Source organism: Chryseobacterium sp. 2VB (assembly GCF_005503635.1).
GTDB classification, from domain to species: Bacteria; Bacteroidota; Bacteroidia; order Flavobacteriales; family Weeksellaceae; genus Chryseobacterium; species Chryseobacterium cupriresistens.
Genome location: NZ_SCNC01000005.1, coordinates 21138 through 46702 on the forward strand (window position 1 = coordinate 21138; position 25565 = coordinate 46702).

Below are 25565 nucleotides of genomic sequence, written 5' to 3' on the forward strand. Positions count from 1 at the left end.
ATTTTAGCTTTCTCTCCGTTTTAATGATTTCCGATAGTGAGAAATTATAAGAAAGGTCGGTTTGGTAAGGAAAAAAGTTCTTTTCATGAGCCTTCAAACGTTTTTTTGGATTCATGATGAAATATATTCTATATCAACCATCATATCATATAAACTAAAGATGGCCGTTTCACTATATATCAAGCTATATAATGCATAACTTAAATAGGTTTATGGTACAATTGTAATAAAAAGATAAATTAAAAAAATAGCGATCAATACAATTCCCTGCATGATATTAGTTCTGCCTGTTGCCAGTGAAACAGTAATAATAAAAAGAGATAGCCCTAAAAGTATTGTTGATTTGATATCTATCCCCAATGTCATTCTTATACCGGTTATTACAGATATAATGGCAATCGCAGGAATACTTAGTCCGATACTCGCTAAAGCTGAACCAAAAGCCAGATTTAATGAAGTTTGAATCTGATCACTTTTTGCAGCTCTGAATGCAGCCAGACCTTCCGGAAGCAGAACAATACCAGCAATAATGATACCTACAAGAGATTTGGGGGCACCCACAGAAACAACTATATGTTCAACATCCTTTGAAAGAAGTTTTGCCAGCAAAACGACTATTCCCAGGGATAAAATTAACAATATACAATTGATATACAATTGTTTTGTGGAAATTATTTTATTATTGCTTTCTACAGGCAGATTCTCGGATAATTTGTTTTGTGGAGAAATGAAAAAGCTTCGATGTCTAAAAGTTTGGATCATGGTAAATCCAAGATAAAGCCCTAAAGAAATCAAGGCGATAAAAAGCAGTTGGAGGGACGTGTATTCGCCTCCGAGGTGACTTACCGTATAATTGGGCAGAATAAGCACAAAAATAATAACAGAGGTCAGTGTAATCAGTGCCGTACTTACTCCCTGTAAGGTAAAGCTCTGTTCTCTATATCGCAAGGATCCTATCACAATACAGCTTCCAATGATTCCCGTAAGGATTATCATCACTGCAGCAAAAACCGTATCTCTGGCAAGAGTAATGGTTTCCAACCCTTTTGCTCCCATCATAATGGAAATAATAAGCCCTACTTCTATGACCGTAATAGCAAATGCCAAAAGCAAAGTTCCAAATGGTTCCCCCAAACGATGCGCAATAACTTCGGAATGGTACACCGCAGCTAAAACACTTCCTATTAAAAATAAAGTAAGAATCACAGAGTAATACCCTGAAGAAAAAACAGAATTTCCAACATAAGAGAACCATGCCAGGATAGGAATCAAAAATGTCCACATCCTTAAATATTTTTTTATATACATAAAAACATTAATAATTTTTTACCATTGAATTCTCTTTTGGAAAGAATCAGCAGATTTATACTCTCCTTTTTCAAAAACAGTTTTATAAATGATTTGAAGCGGAACAGAGAGGTATGCCGGAAGTATTAAATAATGAAAGAAAAGAAGTGAATACACTGGTTCTTTGAGTCCAGATTGTCAGCTCAATGCAATTATTCAGCAAGATACAAATAATCAATCACTTATTTGGAATTATCGAGCAGTATTTTAAGTTTGTAATCATTTCCTAGACTTAACCACCTCCATTACTTTATAAGGAGTCATCAAATACTGCTTTTATGATCAACCACATTTCAGATGTTCAAAATAAGCTGGAATTTTGTAAAAGTGTGATATGTGCAACATAAAAGAAACAATCTGTAATACAATAGATTAATAAATACCCAACTTTGTATTGTAGCAATGAAGTTACACTAAAACCTACCTTATGGACACAAACCACAACAAAGGCAACCAATCTTTCAAAATTCCAGGAGACTGGGATGTGCAATCAAAACAATTGAAAGAAAAATTTTCAACATTAACGGACCACGACCTGAAGCTTGAAGAAGGTAAAGAAAAGGAAATGCTGGAAAGAATCGGAAACAGATTAAGAAAAAACCGTGAAGAAGTTCTCAATATTATCAAAGAAATCAATCTTTCATAAATTGTTTTCAAGGACAGTTAAAGCCAATGAAAAGATATATTTATCAAACGCTTTCACTGGAAAAAGGGATGGAATATTAGACAGTTCTGTCCCTTTTATTTACAATACCATGTGCTCTTTTTATGTTTAAACCCACAGTGATGAATCATAGAGAACTTGAAAAATCGAAAGTATATATTACAAGCCAGATTGTAGATTACATTCCAAATTCTGTAGTCAGTAAAAATATACTTGAAAAACTGACCGGTAATATCAGTGTTTTATCTTTTGATGACAAAGAAGGGTTATCTGAAAAGATATCTACTTTCGATACTGTTGCACAGATCATTGAAGGTAAAGCTGAAATCATTATAGACGGAGCTTCTTACTTTATGGAAGAAGGTGAATGCATTATCGTTCCTGCCCATAAACGTCATTCAATAAAAGGAAATAAACGCTTTAAGATGATAGTAACAATAATAAAAAGCGGCTATGAATAATCTAAACACTATATCTATTTTAACGAAAAAGATATTTAAAAAAACAGTTGAAATCCAAAAAGAATTTCCTGAACTGTATGAACTTCTAGATGAAACTCCATTATTTTTTTCTGAGAAAGAAAAAAATATTACGATAAAAGATTTAAGACAATATCTTGTTTCCCTTATCATACAACAAAAATCCTTTGAAAAAGGAACTATGAAGAAAAATGATCTACAATAAAATTCTAATGAAAAAGTTAATCAAGCATCCAAAGAGCAAATCGGGACTCAGAAATAAAAAAAATATTTCAAGAAGAGCCTATTATTCCCAGTTTACCTCTCTGTTCTATCTGCGAAATACCAACATCACCTTAGAAAGAGACGCTAAAGAAATTCTTAGAATGTTAAAAGAATTACAGCAGCTTATTAACAAATCAAGATTGATATTTAGCACATATTGCAGTTTAAGCCAGCATAACATGTGGCAGTCTGTTTTAGAAGACCTGAGTGAGAACATAAAGAATATTAGAATCCAGTTTGAATATATACTGGGAAATATTATTAAAAAAAATAAAATCAATTCACTCATATTCTGGCAGCAAAACAAACTCTACACAGATGAAATGGAAGTAATCCATAAAAAACTTATTCTGTTGACTATTCAGATTTTACCGGAAGAAGAAAGATTATCTTGGAAGGTAAATATTTATAATTTTTATGATGAAATTTTTTCTTTACTTACTCCACTTATCGGGATGTGCAGGCTTGAATTAGACTTTATAGAAAAATATTCACCTAAAACCTTTAACCAAAATGTTATGGATATTATTAAAGATATTCCAGAAAATTACACATTACAGGAAGCAAAGGAATATGAACACGAATACATAAAAATATTAACTAACTACAGTCATGAATTATGTAGGAAAAATAATTTTTGGGGCAGCTTATTGTATATCCTTTCAGGCGGCTTGTACCCATTACCATCAGAACGTACCTTAACTAAAAAAAGGATCTACAGAAAAATAAAAGATAAGCTTTCTTGACAAAGCCTCAACCTAAATTTTACATCCTATTAAATAGTTTACAATGAAAACAATACATCTCTTTCGGTTTAACGATTCTATTTTCCGTAAAATTCCTTTCTTCAAAGAAGAAAATAGGCTGAAAACCGATGTAACAGAAATTGATTTAATGAATATTGAAATAGTAACTGAATATATTGTGAAAACCCATGATGACTTTAGTTTCGACAACACATCAGGAAATGATCTTTTATCGATGTGCAAGAAAGCTCAAAGAATAATTGAACATTACTTTATTTTGGGAGTGAATGGTTATGATGTTATTTGACAATTACTAATCAAACCTTATTCAGATAAGGAATTAAATGGGATTAATCCAATATACCATCATTACTATTATTTCTTTGGTAGTGTCTCACTAACTGTGTAAGTTAAAAAGTTATTCTGGAAAATTTTGAGCCCCTTAGAGCTCAAAAAATTTTACGGAAATAACTTTTTATTATTTTTTAACCATTACATAGTTATGATAGACAATGAAGACTTTATTAAACGATAAGGATTTCTATAAGTATTACTGTATATAAATTGTTAACAGGTAAAATAGAAAAGATGTCTAAAGTCTAGTAAGTTTTGAGTAGATGCTATCTTCTTAAAAAAGGCTAGTTCATAAGGTACTGTCCCCTTTAAACCATCAACATATTTTTAATGAAGAAAAGATCAATAGAATGATTTTAGAGTCCTGATAAATAATCATTTATACACAAAATAAATACTCTTAAGACGAAAAGAAAGTTGAACATTATTTGAATGGGTAGATATATAACTTTTCATTTCAATTGTATTTCAATCTTTTTAGAAATGATTTCAAGTCGGTCTGCAAAGATTCTGTCCAATCCTTTTTCATATTTGTCAAGTTCTTTCATGGCAATAATAAGACCTTGCAAAACATACGAGATCTCCTGAAAAGTGAGAGTTATTGGCGCTATTTTTTAATTATTTTCAAATAATCTAAGTTCATGAAGCACTAAAGCCAAATTATTCAACGGAGGAGTCTTAATATGCTCTGTTTTTTCCACTCTAAGTTGTATTCTTTTAAAAAACAAGGTAGGATTGACATTACTTCAATTTAGAGAACAATATAATTAGGTCCAACATCAACCATGAAAACAGTTTAACATGATCAATTATTTTAAATCTGTATTCTTAAACTCCAATCCTCACCGCAGGAAACATAAGTTTTTAGTAAAATAAATTTTACCGATCAATCCTATGCTTTTAGTCCCATTATTTTTATTTTTCATTGATTTATTAAAATACATTATCCCTTGCTCGTCGGCGCATTGGCTTCTATTAATTTTTTATTTTTCAGTTCTTCCCAAAATGCCGCAGGAATCTTAACATGCATAGACTCGTAATCTTCCCGGATCTGGTTTGGACTTTTCACCCCCGGAATAATAGCTGCTGCAACATCCGGAAAAGAAGCAAACTGAAGCGCTGCAGTTCTAAGGTCTACATGATGTGCTTTTGCAACAGCTCTAAGTTCTTCTCTTTTTTTAAGATATTCAGGAGGAATTACTCCTCCACCGTAATTATAACGGTTGCTTCCTGATAAAAACCCGGCATTAAGATTTGTTCCCATTACAAGACTAATATTATTTTTACGTACCGCAGGAAATATAGTATTCAATGCATTTTTATGGTCGATAAGAGAGTATTGGGATGCCAGTAATATAATATCCGGCTGTGCAACCTGCATGACCTTCAGTATAGGATCCGGTGTATTTACACCAACTCCCCAAGCTTTTATCAATCCTTCTTCTTTCATTTTCTCCAATTCAGGAAAAGCCCCTTTTGTTGCGACTTCAAAATGTTCAAGCCATTGACCGTTCAACCATTTATTGTCCGGAGCAACGTCGTGAACATAAACAATATCTATACTGTCGATTCCAAGACGCTGTAAACTGTCTTCAATAGATCTTCTGACTGCTGGCCCGGAATAGTCATATGTTACATTATTAGGTGAATGACTCATAGGATATAATGTGCGGTCGTCAATATGTTTAGAAGCTTTCAGTAGTCTTCCGACCTTTGTACTGATTACATAATCTGCTCTGTTCTGATTGTGTAAAAACATACCGTACCTGCGTTCAGCAAGCCCTAATCCGTAAAACGGAGCTACATCATAATATCTTACGCCAGTATTCCATGCTGCTTCCAACGTTTCGTAAGCCTGACGTTCGGGAATCATTTCAAATTCGTTTCCAAAGGGCACTCCTCCCATCCCGAATGTGTGCTGCAGCTTAAATTTTGGATTGTAGCCCGAAAGGTCCGCGTGTGTGTGTTAATAGTCCCTCTGCCGTTGCGATGCCCGGCAGCATTGCAGCTGCTCCGGCAAGTATCACACCTTGCCCTGTTTTCTTTAAAAATTCACGTCTTGAAGTCATTGTTATGTTTTATATTTATATTTTATGGTAAGATCTATTAGGATTAGTGGTAATTTTAAATGATCATGATATCCTTTGCTGCATATCAATAATTCCACAATAAAAACTTATAGTTTCATTCTTAATGGCCAAGTTTTAAACGATCCTGAAAAGGTGCAATAATCTGTTCCCTGTTATATTGGGCCGGTTTTGGATCGTATAGAAGCATTTTTCTCGCCTTTGAAATATCAATAAAGTCAACATCACCATCAACGATACTAAAAGCCTCATACCAAAACTTATCTTTACTGCTGACAGCCAGATCCGTTGCCTGCACAACATTCTCCAAACTTACGTGTGTTCCCATATTGACTTTATCAATCGGCCCGTAGCGTAAAGCAATGGTTTCCATTTTTTTGTTCAGTCCGTACCACGCTATGATCTGTTCAGCCATAACTTTACTCATATGATAGGATAAGTCGATATCACGTGTATGCAGATCATCAGCTTTCAAATACTGAGAAACAAATGATTGTCCTTCACTAATGGGATAGGAAAACGGAATTCCTCCTTCTATCCCGTAAATAGTAGTGGAACTGGCGTATATTAGCCTTTTAACTCCGCTTTCATAAGCCGCCCGGGCAACATTAGCCGTACCTTCCACATTGGTTCTGAAATAATCATTGAAATTTTTACCCGGAACAGGAGCAGGTATTGCTGCTTCATGAACAACCACATCTACCCCCTTCATTCTTCTCTTCAGTTGATCATAATCCAGAATATCATCGCCTTCAAGAAGATCATAGCCCACAATATCATACTTGTTTCCAAAGGCCTTAACAAAAGCACTTCCAACATAGCCCAGATGGCCGGTAACAAGAACTTTTAATTTCTTCTCACCAGGACTCTTTGATTGAGAAGCTGATTGGGAAAAGGAAAAATTTCCGATGCAAATCACGAAAAACAGCATCAGGAACTTTCTTGTTTCAGATACAATTTTCCGATCTAAATCTTTGTATTTCATATTCTTAAAATTTATACTACAAAGTTAGATTGACTGCCATGCATGTTCTATATTCACATCAAACAGAAATCTATGAATATCAAACAGGTAAGGGTACAGGAAATTTTATTTGAGGCTGAACGGGTACTGTTCAGCTTTACCAAAAAGTTAAAACACCACTGAAAGTGATAAGATTTTGTGCAGTACTTAAACAAAAAAAGGAATCTTAATGATTCCTTTTATCTATTTTGAACACCCTCGGGGGTTACACTTTTGTCGACAGTTAATTGCTTTTATGCATTTTCCGAAGACTGCTGCCATAGATTTATGCCTCCGTCTTTGGCAAAAAGATCGATTTGTTTTAACTCATCCATCGTAAATTCAAGATTATCCAAAGCACCAACACAATCAATAACCTGTTGTGGTTTGCTTGCTCCGATCAGTGCGGAAGTAACCCTTCCTTGTTTTAATGTCCAGGCAATAGCCATCTGAGCTAAGGTCTGACCACGTTTCATAGCGATTGCATTCAGCTCCCTGATATTTTGGAGATTCTCTTCAGTCAGAAATCCCTGCTGCAAAGATTTGCCCTGAGAAGCTCTGCTGTCCTCCGGAATATCGTTCAGATATTTATTGGTCAGCATTCCCTGCGCTAAAGGCGAAAATACGATGGATCCTAATTTTAAATCGTCCAGAGTTTCTAATAATCCGTCCTTCTCGATCCAACGATTCAGCATGGAATAGCTGGGCTGATGGATAATGAATGGTGTACCCAAAGCTTTGAGAATTTCATAAGCCTCCTTCGTACGCTGAGAATTGTAAGATGAAATACCTACATAAAGTGCTTTTCCGGAACGAACCAGCTGATCCAGTGCCATCATGGTTTCTTCCAATGGTGTATTGGGATCGTAACGGTGAGAATAAAAAATATCAACATAATCAACTCCCATTCTTTTAAGAGACTGATCGCAGCTGGCGATAATATATTTTTTACTGCCCCATTCACCATATGGACCTGGCCACATATAATATCCTGCCTTAGAAGAAATAATGAGTTCATCCCGCAGTCCTGAGAACTCTTCCTTTAGTATTTTCCCAAATGCGATCTCGGCACTTCCCGGCTTTGGCCCGTAATTATTGGCAAGATCAAAATGCGTTATACCCAGATCAAATGCTGTCGTACAGATATCAACTTTATTTTTATGAGGGGTATCATCACCAAAGTTATGCCACAGCCCCATTGATATGGCTGGCAGTAAAAGTCCACTATTACCGGTGCGGTTATACAGCATTTTTTCGTAGCGATTATCTTTTGGAATCCATTTCATATTATTCAATTTTACTATTATTTTTTAATTTGCCTGTTTAAAGGTATAAATAGGCAGCTTGCAGTCTCAGATTAAAAAATTAAGACCAGTTTATTTAGTTGGGTGCGCTTTAGGATTAGAGCTGAACCAGCCTCTACGGTCATGGTGAACACCGTATTCATCAACAATTGCCCCCTGAGGGCCTGCCATCATAAAATGCCAGGTTTCCACTTTCTTCAGCGCCGAGGTTTCTCCTGCCTTTATAATGGAAAAATTCTTACTTTTAACCGATCCAAATGAAGCGGGAATCAAAGGAGGATCTGGTGTAGGATCACCAACTTCAGAAAAATTGTATATCCAGCCTCTGATTACTTTCCAGCTTTCATATTTTGCCGGTTTCTTAGGTGCTTCCATTATAGCCCGATGAATATGCTCAGGGATCATCTGATTGGGCAATAAGTACATAGTCATCGCAAAATAGTCATATAGGGGATCATTGAACCAGGTAACACTTGCCAGTCCTACGTGCTCAAAGTCGCCTAATCCAAAGTCACTTATCCATATCTTCTTGTCGATTTTATCAGCATAGGACTCACCATGGCTTAAAATAACTTCTTTAACAGCCTGTTTCGCCACATCTTTCTGAAAGATGCCGTTCTTGTAAAAATCTTTATTGGTATACTGTTTCTCCAGCTTATTCTGATTCATCATTTGCGCATTGCTTTTTAAAGATATCATGCTTAATAGCATTAATATTGTTTTCAATAAAGTATCCATAGTATTTATCTTTCTATAATTCACTGATCTTGCCATTTGTCTTATTTTTTATAACTAACCCAGCGGTTCCGTCGAAATTTATATTGTGCCCATACAAATTTATGAACATGAAAAAACAGATCTCCTATTGGCTTCAAACAAATATCTATGAATATCAAACCAATTCTTTAAAACTTTGTATTAAGAGCTTCTCACAGAACTGGGTGATGTACCGGTATGTTTTTTAAAATAGCTGGTAAAATTATTCGGTTCCTGGAATCCCAGCATGTAAGCGATTTCAGAAATATTGAATTGATTGTGTTTCAGTAGATAAATAGCTTCCTGTATAATCCTATGATTAATATATTCCGAAGTGGTCTTTCCGGTGATATCTTTCAGGGCCCGGTTCAAGGAATTCACATGAACAGAAAGATTTTCGGCATAATCCTGTGCTGATCTTAAAACCAAACCAATATCCGGATCAATGGGAAACTGCCTGTCAAGGAGCTCCAGAAAAAGAGAAGTCATGCGTGAAGCAGAATTACCATACTGTCTGTAATCTTCTGAAGGCTTGAGTTTAATAGCCTGATGCATTAAAATATGCAGGTAATTGCGCAGTACATCATATTTATAAGCATAATCTGAATTAAATTCTTCCAACATATTCTGAAATATGCCGGTTATGAGCAATTCTTCTTTGCTATCCAGAAAGAAAACAGGCAAACCTCCGGCCTTAAAGAAGGGATTTTGTTTTAGTGTTCCGCTTCGCTCTCCCTGATACAGAAATTCCTCATTGAACAGACAAAACCACCCTTTGCGATCCTCAACCTCATTTTCCCACGCATAGGGAATCATCGGGTTTGAAAATTGCAGTGCAGGTCTATCAATATCTACCCATCGGTTTGCATAAAATAGTTTACCGGGATCAAGCACAAGCGCTACCTTGTAAAAATTTCTACGGCCATAAGCAGAAGTTAAGGGGCAGTTATCTCTTGTAAAGATACCGAAATGTTCTATTTTGGGCTCACCAACCATATCTTGTACCTTTTTGGTAGATCTTTGGCTGAATTCTTCTAGTTTTTCTGTCTTTTTCATCGTTAATTCTGCTATTTCAACTTAACTTTTGGGTTCTTCTGTTTCATTGAAGACTATTCTTCCTGATTCTGCCAGCGAGGAAGGTGTATAACCATACTTTTTTTTAAAACACTGGGTAAAATGTGAAAAATTTTCAAATCCCAGCTCAAGATACAGAGCACCCGGTCTTCTTCTTTTGTTTTCCAGCAGAAAATGAGCTTCTTCAAGGCGTCGTTGAACGAGCCAGCGAGAAGGTGTCTGGTTATACAGCAGCTTAAAATCCCTTTTAAATGTTGAAAGACTTCTGCCCGAAAGAAATGCAAGGTATTCTAAAGAGACATTGAACTTGTAATTCTTCTGCATAAAAGTCAGGAGATCTATTTTTTCCGGATCACCAAAATCGAAAAGTATCATCGCTAATTCAGGCTTTACCTCCAGAAGTACGAGAAGTAGCTCCTCACTCTTAATGCGCAGATATTTACTTTCAATTTCACTCTTTCCCCTGTAATAAGGAATCAGTGATTGTAAATAATTTTCCAGCAGTCCTTTTTTAGGCAGACAAATAAATGCTGACCGGTTTTTATTTTTAAAGCCGGCATCATATTTATATTTTTCACTAAATTCTTTGAGAAATTCCTGGCTGAAGGGCATAATAATTTTTTTAAACTCTCCATTAACGGGAATCTTGCTGTGACGCTGCAGCTGATTTCTGACAACCATACAGCACTCGCCGTTCCTGAGCAAAACATTTGTTTTTCCATCAAAGCCTCTCATTGATCCCTTGAGCAGAAACAGAAATGTATGATCCATTAAAAAATGCTCGGGGGAGATCATTGGTTCTACCGGACAGTTAGTCAAATCTGTAATTTTCATTTCATCTCAAATTTTAATTCGTCTCTACTGCTGAAAATTTACTTCCAATGAGTACACTTTACCCATTTCATTAAAATGTTTCTATAGATTGCCACAATCCGGAAAATAAGGTCTCCGGAATTATTACCACGCCTTTTAAACATCTGAAATTCATCAGGTTAAAAACCTATCTCCTTCTGAATCTTTACCCATTGTTTCTTATACAAATTTCTGAAAAAAACCCTTATCGTATTGTTGTAAAAAGTCCAAATTAATGTTTTCAAAAGGTCAGCGGCTGCTCTTTGGCTTTCCGGTCAAATGAGTTGGCGGATGTCCAAACATTTTTTTAAATGCAAAGGAGAAATGGGAAAAATTCTCAAAACCAAGATCTAGATAAATCTCAGAAGGCTTTTTGCCTTTTTTATCGATAAGATAATATGCTTCTTCCAGTCGTTTTTGTACAAGCCAATGCCTTGGAGTGGCATGGAATATTTTTTCAAAGTCACGTTTGAAAGCAGACAGGCTTCTTCCTGTCAGATAGGCAAACCGTTCTATACTCACATTGAACGTGTAATTGCGGTTCATAAACTCCTCAAGGTTTATTTTTTCGGGACTCGCAAAATCGAAAAAGACATTGGCAAGTTCTGGACTTACCTTCAGAAGCACGAGCAGCAGTTCGGTCCGCTTAACATCCAAGAACTGTTCTTCCATTATTCCATCTTCATTAAAATAAGGAATTATCGAATCCATAAAATTTTTAACCAGCTTATCTTTAGCCAATGGAATGATAGCACCTGCTGCTTTTGTTTCTTCAGCAGTAAACCCGTACAAATCCTTAAAATTCTTTAGAAAATCCTGCCCGAACAAAATGAATATCTTTTTGAAAGGCTTATCCTCCGGCTGTTTGATGTATTTAGCAAGGTGATTTCTTCTGCCTATGCCGTAATCTCCGGAATGGATTTGATATTCCTTATGTCCATCATAAACAAGCATTGAGCCCGAGACCAGATACATAAAGCAATGGTCTGGGATAAACTGCTCCGTACCGGGAGAAGGACTCATATAACAGGAAGCAATACTTGATTCTTTCATGTGATAAATGTAATAATTATTGCTTTACCAGTCGCTGCGTAAAAATAAGATTTTCAACATGCATGCCAGCTGGAATTTATTATTTCTTATTTTTTTATCAGACCTAGCTCTAACATTGAATTTGCTGTAGCCATTACTGCTTCTTCACTAGAGCGGGGTGACCACTTTAGTAACTGCTTCGCTTTATCCCCACTCGTTTCTGCATATTTACCCAGCAGCGTAGCCAGCATGCGTAATGATGGATTGAATATCGCGGCTGTTCTGACGATCCAATTGGGCAGCTCTCTGGTAGGAACCTTCGCTGCCGTCTCCCCTAGATTTTTTTTTAATATGTTAGCAACATCCAGCATTGACAAAGCATTACCGGTGGTAGCCAGAAATCTCTCACCATTGGCATTCGGATGTGTCATAGCAAGGAGATGGAGATCAGCAACATCACGTACATCCACATGGCAGCAGTATACTTTTGGACATGCTCCGATCTCTCCTTCCAGCATCTTCTTCACTACCTGATTGGAATGGGAATAATCTGTACCGAGAACCGGCCCCATTACGGCCACAGGATTAACCGTTGAAAGCTCAAGACCGGCTCCCTCATTACTGATAAACTCCCACGCCGTTTTTTCTGCAATTGTTTTTGATTTTTGATAAGGATGAAGATTGGCCTTAAGATTTGACCAGTCTTTTTCAGTATAAGGTGTTGTACGATTTATATTTCCCATCCCTACTGCTCCGTAAGCAGATGTGAGAACTACTCTCTTAACACGGGCTGCCCTCGCAGCTCTCAAAACCCTTAGCACACCCTCTTTTGCAGGCACGATCATTTCGTCTTCGTGTTTATAATTAACAATGGGGGTTGGGGATGCTATATGCAGAACATAGGTGCACCCCTGCACAGCCTTATCCCAATTATTATCTTTTGATAGGTCAGCCTCCATAAAGGAGAGGTCTTCAAATGCGTCTATCCCTCCTTTTCTCAGCATATCTTTCACCTCATCCTGTCTGTTAAGAGAACGAAGTGTTGTTCTGACCTTATACCCTTGTTCAAGTAATTTTATGATACAATGAACAGCGATGAAACCGGAGCCGCCCGTTACAAGGACTGCTGTTTTACCATTTAAATCTTTCATTTTCTTTGAATTTATACCGCAAAGATCGCCTGAAAAAACAATGGCATGTTTTGTTGGAAAGTCCAAGTTTATTGTGCCAGAAAGTCCAAGTTAATATCATCAATTGCTTTCACTCTCTTCCTATTGACGAACAAATCCTGTAAAATAATTGATTTTACAGGATTTGTTCGTCAATACTTTTTTACACTTTAAAATTTGTTTATTTCAATTGTTTAATGAATAAAAAGGATGAAAATAATAGCCTAAGTATTTTTATATTAGTTTATGGGCAGCAATATTAAATCAGGTATTAAAATAAGTGATATAGCGGATAAACCGATTGAACTCGTCTCAGTACAATATAATAAAAAGTAATTTATAATAAATTACTACATAAAATGAACTTTTCAGTTCTTGTTTAATGGACTCAAGCGAATCAAATCATCGATAAAAGTGTTTGAAGATACGCTCGTCTTGGTCACACAAAAGCCCAATGGCACCAACTGAAGATAGTTGGCGCCATTTTTTCTTTATTTACAATGTACCATTTTTCTTCATCACTTATATCTTATTTTTGTAAAAAAGAATAAATGGACAAACTCAATTTTCTGGAAGTTATTGCTGCGATTGCCGTTTTTATATCGTTGCTTCTTGCTGTATTTTTATTAACGGTAAAAACAGAAAAAAAACTAGAAAACAAGTTGTTTGCAGCGTTCCTTATCATTAATGCCATTGATATCAGCGGACTTTTTATGCACCTTTTTACAGATAGTTACAATCTGAAGGGTTTCAAAATATCTGCTTACTTATTGGTAATACCTCTTTTCTATCTGTACGTTAATGCTGTTTGTTATTCTGATTTTACCTTAAAAAGAAAGCATTTACTGCATCTTATTCCGTTCATTGTTGTCAATTTAATTTTAGTTCCAAGACTTTATCTTGCGGAAGGTGATGCTAAAGAATCGTTCTTTAAAGATATGTGGCACTCTCCTGAAATGTATTTTTATCAGGCAATTGCAGAACTGCAGTATTTTTCTTATATCGTTGGGATATTTATGATACTCAAAAAATATAAGAAGATTTATCTTGAAAATTATACCAATCCAAACACTTTACTATACAAATGGTTATCTCAGCTTACAATGATTTTCCTATTTATCCACTTATGTATAATTGTAAAAAACATCGTAAGATACACGCAGGATAGGGATTTATTTATCTGGTTGAATATTGTTGCTGGAACAGTATTTTTATTGACTGCCTGTTGGTTTATATTGAAAGCATTAAATTATCCTGAGCTTTTTCGCAGAATTGATTCTACATTACAACCAACAAAAGATTTTACTGAAACGCTAGAAACTGAAAATAAAACCGACGAAACAAAAAGTTTTCAAATCGAACAACTTAGAAATTTCATGGTTGAAAAAGAACCCTTTTTAGAACCATCATTAACGATTCAGGAGTTGGCAAATCAGGTAGAAATTCCTGTTCGTGATTTATCTGTATTGATTAATCATCACATCAATCAGCACTTTTTTGATTTTGTGAATGAATACCGCATAAAAAAAGCAATGACCATTCTAAAAGACCCTACAAAAAAAGAGTTAACAGTTTTAGAAATTTTATATGAAGTAGGTTTTAATTCAAAATCTTCTTTCCATACCTCTTTTAAAAAATATACGAATCAAACGCCAATAGAATTCAGAAACAATTGATTATTAAACAATTGCAAATATTCGAACTCCAAGTTGTAGATAATCGGACTCATTTTAATCAATAAAATGAGTTCGACTTTTTTATATGGACTTATCTCAAAACTTTCTACAGCATATTTGTATCAGAAAATCTAAAGTCAAATTAAAACTTAGAAACTATGAAAAAAATAAGCCTTTTTATTTTAACTCTATTATCTGTATTTTGTTTAGCACAATCAAATCCAATAAAAATAGACACCATTTTAACCACCGAAATTGGCGGAATAAAACAAGTCATAGAAATTAAAACTGATGATGCCAATAAACCGATCCTTCTTTTTTTATCGGGCGGCCCGGGAAGCTCAATGATGAAAAATGCAGATTCTTTCACCAACATTTTAAAAAATAAATTTACCATAGTTCAATGGGACCAAAGAGATGCGGGAAAAACTTTAGCCTTAAATCCTTCGCCTGTTCAGCCGTCAGTAGAACTTATGGGAAAGGATACTTATGAGGTTATTAATTTCTTACTCAAGAAACTGAATCAGAAAAAGCTTTATCTGTTAGGCAGTTCTTGGGGAAATGCTTTAGGATTTTACATTGTTAGAAATCATCCGGAATTATTACATGGTTATTTTGCTGTAAATCCTGTAATCAGTCAATTAGCGAGCGAAAAAGAACTACTTAAAACATTGAAAGCTCATTTTAAAGATAATCCTGTTGCCATGAAAGAATTGGAAAAAGTACATTTTCCTTTTACCAATGATGAAGAAATGTTTTATTTAAGAAAATGGCTTTTTTACAAAGATGGAAAGCAATATGTAACCTCTGATGATTTCAAAAAAGACTTTCTTCAATGGTCAAAAACCTGGTCTCCTGCGTGGAATGAAGTTATGAAAATTGATTTACCAAAAACATTAAAGAAAGTCAATTGTCCGGTTTATTTCTTAGTTGGTAAAAATGATATTCAAACATTAACTTCCATTACAGAAGAATATTATAAACAAGTGAAAGCACCAAAGAAAGATTTATTCCTATTTGAAAACTCTGGGCATCAAATTCATAAAGATGAAGCTGAAAAGTTTCAGAATACAATTATTAAAACATTTGATTAATATATTTCTCATTAAGCTATAAATTATTACAATGAAATACTTAGCCACTATTTTATTTTTTGCCTTAATTGGGTGTAAAAGTGTACAGAAAATCAATAAACAAAATGTTGAAAATGCGATTAAAAAAAATGCTCTTCAGTTATTGGAGGACAAAAGATTTCATTCTGTTTCTATTGCAGTGCTTAAAAATGGGAAATCCACCATAAAACATTTTGGAGAATTGACTATTGGAAAAGGAAATAGACCAAACGATTCTACACTTTATGAATTAGCTTCTGTAACTAAAACTTTTACAGGTTATGTAGCTGCAAAAGCAGTACTTGATAAAAAAATAAACTTAGATGATGATATTAGAATCTATCTTGATGAGCCTTATCCCAATTTAGAATTTAAAGGAGAACCTATAACAATCAAACATCTTATCACGCATACAAGTGGTTTTCCTAATATGCCTCTAAAAAGTGAAAATAAAAAGGCTTTTTTTGGAGGATTGACACTCATCAAAATTGAAACGAAGCCCGGAGAAGTCTATTCTTATTCCAACACAGCTCCAGAGTTAACCGCATATATTCTTGAAAAAGTGTATCAAAAATCTTTTGAGGAATTGGTTATTGAATTTATTTTAAAGCCCAATAAAATGAACCAAACCAAATTTACACTCAATGAAAATGACAGAAAAAGATTGGTAAAAGGTTATAACGATAAAAACGAGTTAATGCCCAACTTCAACAGAACTTTATGGGGTGGAATTTCAGGATTGCACTCTACAACTACCGATTTAGTAAAATATATGAAATTGCAACTTGACCAATCAAATCTTATTGTAAACGAATCTCATAAAAAATTATATAAAGAAGGTTCTGATTTTTGGGAAGGTTATCACTGGTACATCATAGAAAATGATAATCAATTAATTTACAGACATCACGGCGGTATCTACGGAATGCAGAATTGGTTTGTGATTTATCCTAAACAAAATATAGGAATATCTATATTGACAAACACCAGCTTTAATGAAACAGGAAAAATTTTAGAAAAAGTAGTTGATAACTTGTATGACGACATAATTAATAAATAACTTTTAAAACGGTGGATTTTAGAGCTAAGTTCTAATTTATAAAATATCAATTAACACCTTCGAAACATTATCTATATCTGCTAATAAATGGTTTTGATAGAGTCCTGTTAAGTTCACCAAAAGCCAAATGGCGCCAACTGTTTTCAGTTGGCGCCATGTTTATTAATGTGAATAAATTATTCTTAGGTAATAAAACATAATCAAAATACAAAATTTAAGAAATGATTATTGACAATTATCTTGTTTATTACTTAAATACTAAACTTGGTCCAAAAAATTATCTGGTAAAAATGAGTTTTGTAATCCTGTAGTTAAGGACGTAAAAACTTGATTATAAAATATACAGTAAAGACGCTCCAAGGGATATAGTTCATATGGAGGTCACTATAATCAGGAATATTGACAGGAACAAGCTTAATGTTGATGTGTTTCAAAATAACATTTTAAATCTATGGGATAAAAGAAATTCTTTAAGATAAAATCTTTTGTATTCCCTCATCAATCAACCGATTATGCTGATCGAAGTCAAAATTAGTTTGATTCTTCTTAATATAGTTCACTAAGTCTTTTTGCTCAATAAAAGATTTCATTGCTTGTTTTAAATTTTCTTTTGAAAAATTTACGATCAAACCCGTCACATTATGGGTAAGCATTTCTTTTATTCCTCCTACATCCGTGCTGATAATTGGTTTATTAAGAGCAAGAGCCTCTCCTATAGCCAAAGGATATGCTTCATAACGAGACGGTTGGATATAGTAATCGGCAGCAACTATGTAAGGGTATGGGTTTTCTTTTTGTCCGATCAGAATAAAAGTATCTTCCATTTTTTCTGAAGATATTTTTTGTTTTAATTTTTGGTAATCCGGACCTTGCCCTATAATAAAAATATAATGAGGGAACCCCTCTCGAATAAGCTCGCTATGAGCTTCCAGTAAAATATCATAGCCTTTTGCGAAAACCAATCTACCAGTAGATATAAAAACATTTTTCTTATCCTTTATTACATGATTATCAGAAATTAGCTCTTTTGACTTTACCCTGATTGATTGATGATCCAGAATATTATGTATACAAATTCCATTAGAGATCATATTGTTAGTATACAGCTCAACATTACGATGGGTAGCACGAGATACAAATACCGTAATATCGCACCGCTTCATAAACTCTATAGTTTGATTTATAATTGTTTTAGAGCCAAAAAAACGAATATCTGAATGGAACCAATTTATTTTTTTTGATTTTTTAAAGGGACTATTAACAAGATCACGCAAATTAGAGTGCATGAACGCAATTTCAATGTCGGGAACATCATCAAGCTTTTTTTTTAATAAGTCCGGGAAGAAATAATAACTCTTTAATACCAGCCTTCTATATATCAAATGTAGAAACAATAAAATTTTATTGTTTGGTAGTTCTTCTCTTCCTTTTGTTAAGTAAAATAGCTTTACATGAGACGGGATTTCATATTTTAGATCACCCTGATGGATATTTAGTAATAGTGAAATATCAAATGTATTTTTATCCAGTCTATTTAATAGTTCTAACAATACTTTTTGTACACCCCCCATTTCCATAGAGCGTAACCGGAATAGAATTTTCTTTTTATTCATCAATTATAATTTAATAAAGGGAACTTTTCGATAAAAGCCTTCGGAAAACCATTATACTATTTAGTAAACTTAAAATATCGCTTTGATACTTGTTTCAATCATTGTATTCTTATAAATGCTTCTATTACTTTTTTGAAAATAATAAGAATAAACCTAAACCTGAAAGTACTCCCACTTTACTCCATTTTGTTATATTCCAAAACTTAGGTTTTTTAACATATTTCGTCAGCCTGCTTGACAATAGAGAAATTATATAAAAAACAAAAAAAACTTGCACTGCAAAAATGGCTCCTAAGATGAACATTTGTATTGTAATATTGAATCCAGCTTTAGTAATAAACTGAGGTAAAAAGGCAATAAAAAACAACGCAACTTTAGGATTTAAAGCATTCATTAAAAAGCCTTTCTTGATAAGATAAAACATCTCTTCTTTCTTATCTTCCTTTTTCACAAGATCGATCGTTCCTTTTTTTTCTTTAAAAGAAAGAAAAGCCAAATAAAACAAATAAGCAGCCCCTATAAATTTAATAATGCTAAATGCCATTGCTGACTTTTGAATAATAATTGATAGCCCGGTAGCCGCCGCCGTAGTGTGAACTAAGACTCCCAAAGACATCCCAAACGAAATGGCTATCCCATTATTTTTCCCTTTTGTAATACTTTCGGTTAAAACAAATATATTATCCGGCCCGGGCATTAGAGATAATAATACTGATGCGCAAAGAAAAGACACTAACAATTGTATTTCCATTTTTTTATTTATTACTATGTTTTTGTAAATCCTGAATTGATAAAATTCAATAATTAAAATTTGGAATTTAGATAAAGACAACCCTTGTTATCTGTTCGAAAATAGAAAGTCAAAGTTATTAATTACCGAAAATAAAACATCTAGTCAAAGACTGTCAATATCTGTCACTTTCCATGAACACCAACATTTGATAATTAAATTAAAGGTGTAATTCGTATAACGACGAGGAGGGCAAATGAATCCGAATTAGCCAACTGAATTAGAACCGCCGGATTTCAATAAAAATGACAGATTTCGACAGATACAGCCATGTTATTTTATTCAAAATCTTCAATAAGCATTCTAATTTTGCAAGCCAATTAATACTTAAAGGATGGTTCATGACATTAAGAATATTCATATGGGAGATCTGATCACCCAAAGAATAAAAGAATATAAAATAGATAGCAGTAGAATCTGTAAATTTATGAAATGTACAGATAAAGAGCTGACAAGAATATTATCCCAAAAATCAATAGAAAGCGATCTTATTTTGAGATTTAGCATTTTACTTGAGTATGATTTTTTCAGAATATACTCCCATTACCTCATATTGTATGCTCCACCTGCCAAAGTCAAAAATACAACTGTGAATGCAGAATCTACACTTCCTCAATTCAGAAAAAAATTGTACACTCAAGAAATTATTTCATTTGTTCTGAACCAGATCGATTCAGGTAAGAAAAGTAAAAAGGAAGTAATAAATGAATACAAAATTCCGAAAACTACTTTATATAAATGGATTATTAAATACAAAAACGGGGTCAATTAGTAACAGCATAAATTTAAATTGCTCATAGAATTACTACCTCATTTTACTGATTATTTGGGGTAGCATGTAGAAAATGTTGCAAGATCTTTTCAGAAATTTAGTTATTTATCCGTATCCATTCAGATACAAATTTGCATATAGTACTCAGTGAATAATACTAAATAAATTAGTAAATTTAATCAATAAACCAAATGAATGAATTTGCCTTTATTATTAACATTTTATCAACCATATAAAAATTCTACTTGTGAAAATTAAATTTTTATTGATAATTTTAACTTTCTTCTATAATTCTTGTTATTCACAGAACAATATAAAAAAACAAAAAGCTATAGATAGTATGATTATGGTCGTTCAGGATAAAGGCATATATGCCACCAAGGGGAGCAAGGAAGTCTTACGAATCTGTACTGAAATTTATTATCAATCTAAAGAGATTGATTACGGTAAAGGAATGATCCAGGCAGATCTGAAAATGTCTGAAGTGTACCTGAATGAACAAAACTATAAAGCAGCACTTGAAAAAATTCTACAAGGTAAAAGTCTGGCTAAAGAGTATGAGGACAATTATTCACTAGCAATATGTTTTATACAGGAAGCTGCTGTTTATTCTGAATTGGGATACATTAAAAAATCCGACAAAGCACTTGATAATGCATTACGTCTTGTTCATCAAATACCTTTAAAAGAGACCTATTTACTTAAAGCCTTGATTAATAGAACAAAAGCGCAAAACTTTCAAAGAAGCTCAGTTGGTGTAAAAGACTCAGCGTTGATCTATTTATATAAAGGACAAGAGGATATAAAAAAATTAGATAATAAAAACCCTTATAAATTTTTTTTCATGGGCATTTTTGCCACAGATCTAGCCGAAGAATATTATAGGAGAAATGATTTTCTTAAATCAGAAATGCATCTTAATGAATTTCACAAAGTAATGTTCAAGGAAAAAGACCAATCTGATTTTATTCACTATTATATCCTTAAAGGAAATATAGAGAACAAAAAGAAAGATTATTTGCAAGCTCTGGAATGCTTTGACAAAGCATTGGGACTTAATCAAAAATATAGAATATACACCCTTTCATTAAGAGATATCTACTCTGGAAAAGCACAATCTTATTTAGGGCTTAATGATTATAAAAATCAGGCAATATACAGTGCTAAAGCAAAAAAAATCACAGATAGCATTACAATAGCTGATCAGAAGCTTTTAAACATTGCAATTGATATTAATGAAGGTGATGATCCTTTTATTGATAAGGAAAATAAAAATTACAATTATCTTATAGCTTGTACATTTATAGTTTTGGCTGGATTAATATTTTATATCTTTCGCTACAAGATTCCTCATGATCACAGATCGACAAAAGTATCTCCAGAGGTAAATTCTTCAGAATTGCAGCTCAAACCCTTCTCGCCACTGCAAAATGAAAAGTCTGAAACAGAAATTGAATCTCTCAGAACACTTATTCAACTGGCCAAGAACGATGACAAAGCTTTTTTACTTAAGTTTTCTGAAGTGTTTCCCTCTTTCAACCAAAAACTTATAAATATTAATCCTCAGCTCACTCATTCTGATCTGGAATATTGTGCTTTAATCAAATTAAAATTTGACACCAAAGAAATTGCCCGTTATAAAAAAGTTACTATAAATTCAGTTATCAGCAAAAAATACCGAATTAGAAAGAAACTGAATATCAGCACTGACGAAAACATGTATACTTGGATGCTTAATACCTTGTAAATATCACTATCCTGTTTGAAAATGTTTGATACCAATAAGCTCCCAATATTTATTACCATGAAAGATAATGCTATAAAAGCGAAAACTACATTGATTATATTCATCTTGCTTTTTATAGGTAGCCATTATTGCTATTCTCAAAATCATTCCATATCTAAAAAAGAAATTGATAGTTTAATAGCAGTTTTAAAACGAAAGGATGCATATGCTGATTTAGGTTCCAAACAGCTACTAGATTTGTCCTATACAGTATATATACAATCAAAAAAGATTATGTACTCAAAGGGAATTTTGGATGCCATTTCGAAAATGACGGAAATCTATATGAATGAACAGAATTATGAAATGGCTCTTAAAATTATTTCTGAAGGCAGGGTTTTAGCAGAAAAAAATCATGATGAATATAATCTTGCAAGACTTAATACTGCTGAAGGAATGATTTATTCAGAATTAGGATATACTAAACGATCCCGTAAATTACTTAAGGAAGCATTGAGCCAAATTGGAAAAATAAATAGTATAGAAAATCCTGTTTTAAAAGCGGCAGTATATAGAACCATGTCAAGAAATATAATGAAAGAAGGGCAAAATGGACAAAGTGATTCTGCATTAATATATCTTCACATGGGTTACGATGAATCGAAAAAAATAAATCACAATTTTTATCTTAGAAAAAATTACTTAGCTTCATTTGCAATGGATTTGAGCTATAAATATTTTTCTAAAAGAGATATTAAAAATACAGAAAGATATCTTATACAATTTGCAAAAGAAATGGAGGTACAAAAAGATTCCTCAGATTTTATACATTATTACACACTAAAAGGAAATATAGAAAATGAAAAAGGAAACTTCACAAAAGCTCTGAACAATTTTGAAAAATCAGATCACCTTGCAAAAAAGTACAAAATATATCCGCTGGCACTAAAAGATATTTACTCAGGGAAAGCTAGGTCTTATTTAGGTCTCAAGGATTATAAAAAACAGGCTATTTATTCTGAAAAAGCTCAAAAGATAAGCGACAGTATATTAATTCTTGAAAAAAAAGTGTTAAATAATATTATCTCCAGGCCGGAAAGTTCTAAAAACACTGATAATCAAACAAATACCAATAAATTATTAATCGTCATTCTTATTCTTTCCATTTCCATTATTGCTTTACTATATATTTTTTACATAAAAAAGAAAAAATACCCTAGAAAGCCCTATCCGCTTACTAACACAGAAACGAATATTAAACAATATTCTTCCCAAAATAAAAAAGATATCAGCATTGAAAATCTAACGGAACTCAAATTACTTGTTCAAAATAAGGATCAATCCTTTCATCTTAAATTCTCTGAGGCATTCCCAACATTTAACAAGCAGTTATTACAAATCAATTCCCACCTTACTTATTCCGACCTGGAATATTGTGCATTAATCAGATTAAATCTGGATAATAAAATTATAGCAGATTATAAAAATATCAGCCCCAATTCTGTCATCAGTAAAAAATACAGACTCAGAAAAAAACTGAATATAAGTAAAGATGAAAATATGTACATCTGGATGTTAAATCTCAAATAAAAATTACTTTTCACCTTTATTTTTACTACTATCTATACAAATGACAGATATCAATAGCTCATACCATCCCTTTCATAAAACTGAAAAACAAACTCTGCTATACCTTTGCATAAGAATCAGGTGATCAATTAAATAGTTGCTACGATATTTATCATTTTCATCTCTCTAAAATTTAAATTCTTTAGTTAGAAGGTAAATTATTTTTCGATTCTATTAACACAAATGTTATTATGTTGATTTGGAAGAAAGGATATATCCTCATATCCTTTTTTCCCAGATCAAACAAGAAAGTTAACAATTCAATGCGTGTACTTTCAATAACATTTTATATGTAAATGATAGTTATTGCTTTATGAAAGGCAAACAGACTGGTTAATTATATAATAACAATGTAAAAATTACGCGATGAAAAAAAAACATTACATTTTATTTTGTCTGGTGGTAATAAAAGGGTATGCCCAGGTGGCTATCTCGACCACCCCCGGCGATCATGACCCTCATCCCAATGCAATTCTGGATGTAAAATCGACAATTCCGGCTAAGGCTGTTCTACTGCCGTCAGTGTCTCAAATAAGCAATGCGGCCAATCCAGTTGGTGACGATACCTTTAAGGGAGCACTGGTATATAGTAAAAGCAATGCATCCATATATGAGCATGACGGAACACGTTGGCGTAGTACCTACGACTATGTAGTGGAAACAAAGCCTCAATATTTAGCTCATTTTTCGATGTCAAATAATACTTCTATAACTTGTAATGCATTAGGAGGCTGTAGTATAGAAGGAACAATTCCTTTGTTTAGCAATGGTTCTTCGGACTTTACCGGCAGTTTAATTAACTTGTCTCTTGCCAACAATGAGATAACAGCCAACGAAGCAGGAGTATATAGAATTACTTACAGGTCCAATGCAACCTTTAACGGCCCTACACCGAATATTAACAGTAATGTAAATGAAATTCAGATAAAAATACAAAAAGCTTCTGCATCAGCCCCCGGAACTTTCAGTACAATTGATTATCAATCCTTTACATCAGACAATGCCAGATTAGGATATACACCAGTATTTAATGGATCAATTGTTACCAGGCTTAATGTTGGAGATAAGATCCGTTTAAATGCCTTTATGCAATCCGCGATTATATTATTTCCTACTACAGTAACAGCTTTTTTTAATAATAATCCAGAGATCATTTTTGAAAAAGTGGTGCTTTAATTTTTAAAACATAAAAAATGAAAACAAAAATATTTAGCTTTTTTGGAATTACTCTATTAGGGATTACAGTGTCAGCTCAGATTTTATTATCCAAAATCCCAGGAAGTCCCAATCCTAACGCCTTATTAGACTTAAAAGATCCGGCAAAGGGAGTAATTTTCACCAAGGCTACTGACATTCTTTCTTTCCCTTTGTTTAACATCTCCGTAGAAGATCGGTTTAATGACCTTCCCGCTCTCGAAGGTTCTATTTTATATAATAAAACAGATAAGCAATATTACAAATATGATGGAACAACATGGATACCTGCATTGCAATTAGGAGGATTTTTCAATCCTTTCGAAACCAGAAAGCAATCGAGTTCTTCTGTAACCTGGTCGTGTCTATTAGGCTCTTGCGATATAGCCCAGATATTATTAGGATTCAACAATAAACAAACTATCCCATTATCCGGAATTGATAACAGAGCTCAACTACTTGTTAATAATCTTAATCTTCCTGTAGGAACAAATTATCTTACCATTCCTAATGCGGGTTTATATTATATATCTGGTGTAGTAGGTTTTAGTGGGGCCAGCCTAGGAACTACCGGAAATATATCTTATTGGATCAACCTGGATGTGAGTTATGATAACGGAACAACTTGGACTACCTTAGCCTTCAAACAAACTCTTCAGAATGGAGGAGCCTTTATTGATGTTGGGCAAACAGGTAATAAAAGTGCAAGTGTATCTTCTACAGTTACTTTACCTGCCAATTCAAGAATCAGGTTAGTAGCTGCTATATCCTCAACTACACTTATTGGAGGCTACAGTAGCTCTACCAATCATGCTGATACTTTTGTGAATATACAGAGACTTAAATAACATAATAAAAAAAA

General features: G+C 33.5%; 25 protein-coding genes. 13 read left to right on the forward strand and 12 right to left on the reverse strand.

Going from position 1 to position 25565, the window contains the following annotated elements:
- Positions 1-210: 210 nt before the first annotated feature.
- Complete coding sequence (locus FFS26_RS06765) at positions 211-1308, reverse strand: calcium:proton antiporter (RefSeq protein ID WP_047430088.1); 1098 nt, start codon at positions 1306-1308, stop codon at positions 211-213.
- Between the two features lie 466 nt (positions 1309-1774).
- On the opposite strand from FFS26_RS06765, the gene FFS26_RS06770 reads away from it, so the two are divergent.
- The 5 genes from FFS26_RS06770 (at position 1775) to FFS26_RS06790 (ending at position 3807) form a co-directional block, all read left to right on the forward strand.
- Entirely contained in the window at positions 1775-1993 is a 219-nt protein-coding gene (locus FFS26_RS06770) for a hypothetical protein (RefSeq protein ID WP_047430084.1), read from the forward strand.
- Between the two features lie 140 nt (positions 1994-2133).
- Positions 2134-2472 carry a cupin domain-containing protein gene (locus FFS26_RS06775; RefSeq protein WP_171006254.1) on the forward strand — a complete coding sequence of 113 codons (339 nt, stop codon included), beginning with the start codon at positions 2134-2136 and terminating at the stop codon, positions 2470-2472.
- Entirely contained in the window at positions 2465-2695 is a 231-nt protein-coding gene (locus FFS26_RS06780; RefSeq protein ID WP_076550606.1) for a hypothetical protein, read from the forward strand. Before FFS26_RS06775 ends, FFS26_RS06780 begins: the two co-directional genes overlap by 8 nt.
- Before the next feature lie 7 nt (positions 2696-2702).
- Positions 2703-3500: a hypothetical protein gene (locus FFS26_RS06785; RefSeq protein WP_137904617.1), complete on the forward strand. Its 798-nt coding sequence runs from the start codon at positions 2703-2705 to the stop codon at positions 3498-3500.
- A gap of 43 nt (positions 3501-3543) precedes the next feature.
- Positions 3544-3807, forward strand: coding sequence for a heme oxygenase (locus tag FFS26_RS06790; protein WP_137904618.1), 264 nt, complete (start codon positions 3544-3546; stop codon positions 3805-3807).
- A 990-nt stretch (positions 3808-4797) separates the two neighbouring features.
- Here FFS26_RS06790 and FFS26_RS06795 read toward each other — a convergent pair.
- The 9 genes from FFS26_RS06795 to FFS26_RS06835 all read right to left on the reverse strand — a co-directional run bounded on the left by FFS26_RS06795 (position 4798) and on the right by FFS26_RS06835 (position 13113).
- A complete protein-coding gene (locus FFS26_RS06795) occupies positions 4798-5760 on the reverse strand; it encodes an aldo/keto reductase (protein ID WP_137904619.1) in 963 nt (320 codons plus the stop codon).
- Between the two features lie 19 nt (positions 5761-5779).
- The gene (locus FFS26_RS06800) at positions 5780-5923 is read right to left on the reverse strand and encodes a twin-arginine translocation signal domain-containing protein (protein WP_137904620.1); all 144 of its coding nucleotides are present in this window, start codon (positions 5921-5923) and stop codon (positions 5780-5782) included.
- Between the two features lie 121 nt (positions 5924-6044).
- Complete coding sequence (locus FFS26_RS06805) at positions 6045-6926, reverse strand: NAD-dependent epimerase/dehydratase family protein (protein WP_137904621.1); 882 nt, start codon at positions 6924-6926, stop codon at positions 6045-6047.
- 272 nt (positions 6927-7198) lie between these two features.
- Positions 7199-8230 carry an L-glyceraldehyde 3-phosphate reductase gene (gene mgrA / locus FFS26_RS06810; protein ID WP_089690502.1) on the reverse strand — a complete coding sequence of 344 codons (1032 nt, stop codon included), beginning with the start codon at positions 8228-8230 and terminating at the stop codon, positions 7199-7201.
- Between the two features lie 90 nt (positions 8231-8320).
- Complete coding sequence (locus FFS26_RS06815; protein WP_228449401.1) at positions 8321-8920, reverse strand: hypothetical protein; 600 nt, start codon at positions 8918-8920, stop codon at positions 8321-8323.
- A gap of 246 nt (positions 8921-9166) precedes the next feature.
- Positions 9167-10060 carry a helix-turn-helix domain-containing protein gene (locus FFS26_RS06820; RefSeq protein ID WP_137904622.1) on the reverse strand — a complete coding sequence of 298 codons (894 nt, stop codon included), beginning with the start codon at positions 10058-10060 and terminating at the stop codon, positions 9167-9169.
- 21 nt (positions 10061-10081) lie between these two features.
- Complete coding sequence (locus FFS26_RS06825; protein WP_137904623.1) at positions 10082-10912, reverse strand: helix-turn-helix domain-containing protein; 831 nt, start codon at positions 10910-10912, stop codon at positions 10082-10084.
- Positions 10913-11179: 267 nt separating this feature from the next.
- On the reverse strand, positions 11180-11983 hold the full coding sequence (locus FFS26_RS06830; RefSeq protein ID WP_137904624.1) for a helix-turn-helix domain-containing protein: 804 nt from the start codon (positions 11981-11983) through the stop codon (positions 11180-11182).
- Positions 11984-12069: 86 nt separating this feature from the next.
- Positions 12070-13113 (reverse strand): SDR family oxidoreductase, encoded by a 1044-nt coding sequence (locus FFS26_RS06835; RefSeq protein WP_137904625.1) that lies wholly within the window; start codon positions 13111-13113, stop codon positions 12070-12072.
- 569 nt (positions 13114-13682) lie between these two features.
- Between FFS26_RS06835 and FFS26_RS06840 the strand changes: the two genes are divergently transcribed.
- From FFS26_RS06840 to FFS26_RS06850, 3 genes are all read left to right on the forward strand, one after another.
- Positions 13683-14807 (forward strand): helix-turn-helix domain-containing protein, encoded by a 1125-nt coding sequence (locus FFS26_RS06840; protein WP_137904626.1) that lies wholly within the window; start codon positions 13683-13685, stop codon positions 14805-14807.
- A gap of 158 nt (positions 14808-14965) precedes the next feature.
- The gene (locus FFS26_RS06845; RefSeq protein ID WP_137904627.1) at positions 14966-15901 is read left to right on the forward strand and encodes an alpha/beta fold hydrolase; all 936 of its coding nucleotides are present in this window, start codon (positions 14966-14968) and stop codon (positions 15899-15901) included.
- A 31-nt stretch (positions 15902-15932) separates the two neighbouring features.
- Positions 15933-16979, forward strand: a complete 1047-nt coding sequence (locus tag FFS26_RS06850) for a serine hydrolase domain-containing protein (RefSeq protein ID WP_137904628.1) — start codon at positions 15933-15935, stop codon at positions 16977-16979.
- 470 nt (positions 16980-17449) lie between these two features.
- Here the strand turns inward: FFS26_RS06850 and FFS26_RS06855 are convergent, their stop codons facing one another.
- Positions 17450-18592, reverse strand: coding sequence for a glycosyltransferase (locus tag FFS26_RS06855; RefSeq protein WP_137904629.1), 1143 nt, complete (start codon positions 18590-18592; stop codon positions 17450-17452).
- A 124-nt stretch (positions 18593-18716) separates the two neighbouring features.
- Positions 18717-19343, reverse strand: a complete 627-nt coding sequence (locus FFS26_RS06860; RefSeq protein WP_137904630.1) for a LysE family translocator — start codon at positions 19341-19343, stop codon at positions 18717-18719.
- A gap of 373 nt (positions 19344-19716) precedes the next feature.
- Here FFS26_RS06860 and FFS26_RS06865 point away from each other — a divergent pair, with 373 nt between their 5' ends.
- From FFS26_RS06865 to FFS26_RS06885, 5 genes are all read left to right on the forward strand, one after another.
- Positions 19717-20154 carry a transposase gene (locus FFS26_RS06865; RefSeq protein ID WP_137904631.1) on the forward strand — a complete coding sequence of 146 codons (438 nt, stop codon included), beginning with the start codon at positions 19717-19719 and terminating at the stop codon, positions 20152-20154.
- 247 nt (positions 20155-20401) lie between these two features.
- Positions 20402-21901 (forward strand): tetratricopeptide repeat protein, encoded by a 1500-nt coding sequence (locus FFS26_RS06870; protein WP_137904632.1) that lies wholly within the window; start codon positions 20402-20404, stop codon positions 21899-21901.
- Positions 21902-21958: 57 nt separating this feature from the next.
- Positions 21959-23470 (forward strand): helix-turn-helix transcriptional regulator, encoded by a 1512-nt coding sequence (locus FFS26_RS06875; protein ID WP_137904633.1) that lies wholly within the window; start codon positions 21959-21961, stop codon positions 23468-23470.
- 462 nt (positions 23471-23932) lie between these two features.
- Entirely contained in the window at positions 23933-24685 is a 753-nt protein-coding gene (locus tag FFS26_RS06880) for a hypothetical protein (protein WP_137904634.1), read from the forward strand.
- A 17-nt stretch (positions 24686-24702) separates the two neighbouring features.
- Entirely contained in the window at positions 24703-25551 is an 849-nt protein-coding gene (locus FFS26_RS06885) for a hypothetical protein (protein WP_137904635.1), read from the forward strand.
- Positions 25552-25565 lie beyond the last annotated feature (14 nt).

Bases quoted from the DNA above. Each gene is read 5' to 3' on its own strand.
- FFS26_RS06765 (WP_047430088.1), bottom strand. From the start codon at position 1,308: ATGTATATAAAAAAATATTTAAGGATGTGGACATTTTTGATTCCTATC.
- FFS26_RS06770 (WP_047430084.1), top strand. From the start codon at position 1,775: ATGGACACAAACCACAACAAAGGCAACCAATCTTTCAAAATTCCAGGA.
- FFS26_RS06775 (WP_171006254.1), top strand. From the start codon at position 2,134: ATGAATCATAGAGAACTTGAAAAATCGAAAGTATATATTACAAGCCAG.
- FFS26_RS06780 (WP_076550606.1), top strand. From the start codon at position 2,465: ATGAATAATCTAAACACTATATCTATTTTAACGAAAAAGATATTTAAA.
- FFS26_RS06785 (WP_137904617.1), top strand. From the start codon at position 2,703: ATGAAAAAGTTAATCAAGCATCCAAAGAGCAAATCGGGACTCAGAAAT.
- FFS26_RS06790 (WP_137904618.1), top strand. From the start codon at position 3,544: ATGAAAACAATACATCTCTTTCGGTTTAACGATTCTATTTTCCGTAAA.
- FFS26_RS06795 (WP_137904619.1), bottom strand. From the start codon at position 5,760: ATGGGAGGAGTGCCCTTTGGAAACGAATTTGAAATGATTCCCGAACGT.
- FFS26_RS06800 (WP_137904620.1), bottom strand. From the start codon at position 5,923: ATGACTTCAAGACGTGAATTTTTAAAGAAAACAGGGCAAGGTGTGATA.
- FFS26_RS06805 (WP_137904621.1), bottom strand. From the start codon at position 6,926: ATGAAATACAAAGATTTAGATCGGAAAATTGTATCTGAAACAAGAAAG.
- mgrA (WP_089690502.1), bottom strand. From the start codon at position 8,230: ATGAAATGGATTCCAAAAGATAATCGCTACGAAAAAATGCTGTATAAC.
- FFS26_RS06815 (WP_228449401.1), bottom strand. From the start codon at position 8,920: ATGATGAATCAGAATAAGCTGGAGAAACAGTATACCAATAAAGATTTT.
- FFS26_RS06820 (WP_137904622.1), bottom strand. From the start codon at position 10,060: ATGAAAAAGACAGAAAAACTAGAAGAATTCAGCCAAAGATCTACCAAA.
- FFS26_RS06825 (WP_137904623.1), bottom strand. From the start codon at position 10,912: ATGAAAATTACAGATTTGACTAACTGTCCGGTAGAACCAATGATCTCC.
- FFS26_RS06830 (WP_137904624.1), bottom strand. From the start codon at position 11,983: ATGAAAGAATCAAGTATTGCTTCCTGTTATATGAGTCCTTCTCCCGGT.
- FFS26_RS06835 (WP_137904625.1), bottom strand. From the start codon at position 13,113: ATGAAAGATTTAAATGGTAAAACAGCAGTCCTTGTAACGGGCGGCTCC.
- FFS26_RS06840 (WP_137904626.1), top strand. From the start codon at position 13,683: ATGGACAAACTCAATTTTCTGGAAGTTATTGCTGCGATTGCCGTTTTT.
- FFS26_RS06845 (WP_137904627.1), top strand. From the start codon at position 14,966: ATGAAAAAAATAAGCCTTTTTATTTTAACTCTATTATCTGTATTTTGT.
- FFS26_RS06850 (WP_137904628.1), top strand. From the start codon at position 15,933: ATGAAATACTTAGCCACTATTTTATTTTTTGCCTTAATTGGGTGTAAA.
- FFS26_RS06855 (WP_137904629.1), bottom strand. From the start codon at position 18,592: ATGAATAAAAAGAAAATTCTATTCCGGTTACGCTCTATGGAAATGGGG.
- FFS26_RS06860 (WP_137904630.1), bottom strand. From the start codon at position 19,343: ATGGAAATACAATTGTTAGTGTCTTTTCTTTGCGCATCAGTATTATTA.
- FFS26_RS06865 (WP_137904631.1), top strand. From the start codon at position 19,717: ATGGTTCATGACATTAAGAATATTCATATGGGAGATCTGATCACCCAA.
- FFS26_RS06875 (WP_137904633.1), top strand. From the start codon at position 21,959: ATGAAAGATAATGCTATAAAAGCGAAAACTACATTGATTATATTCATC.
- FFS26_RS06885 (WP_137904635.1), top strand. From the start codon at position 24,703: ATGAAAACAAAAATATTTAGCTTTTTTGGAATTACTCTATTAGGGATT.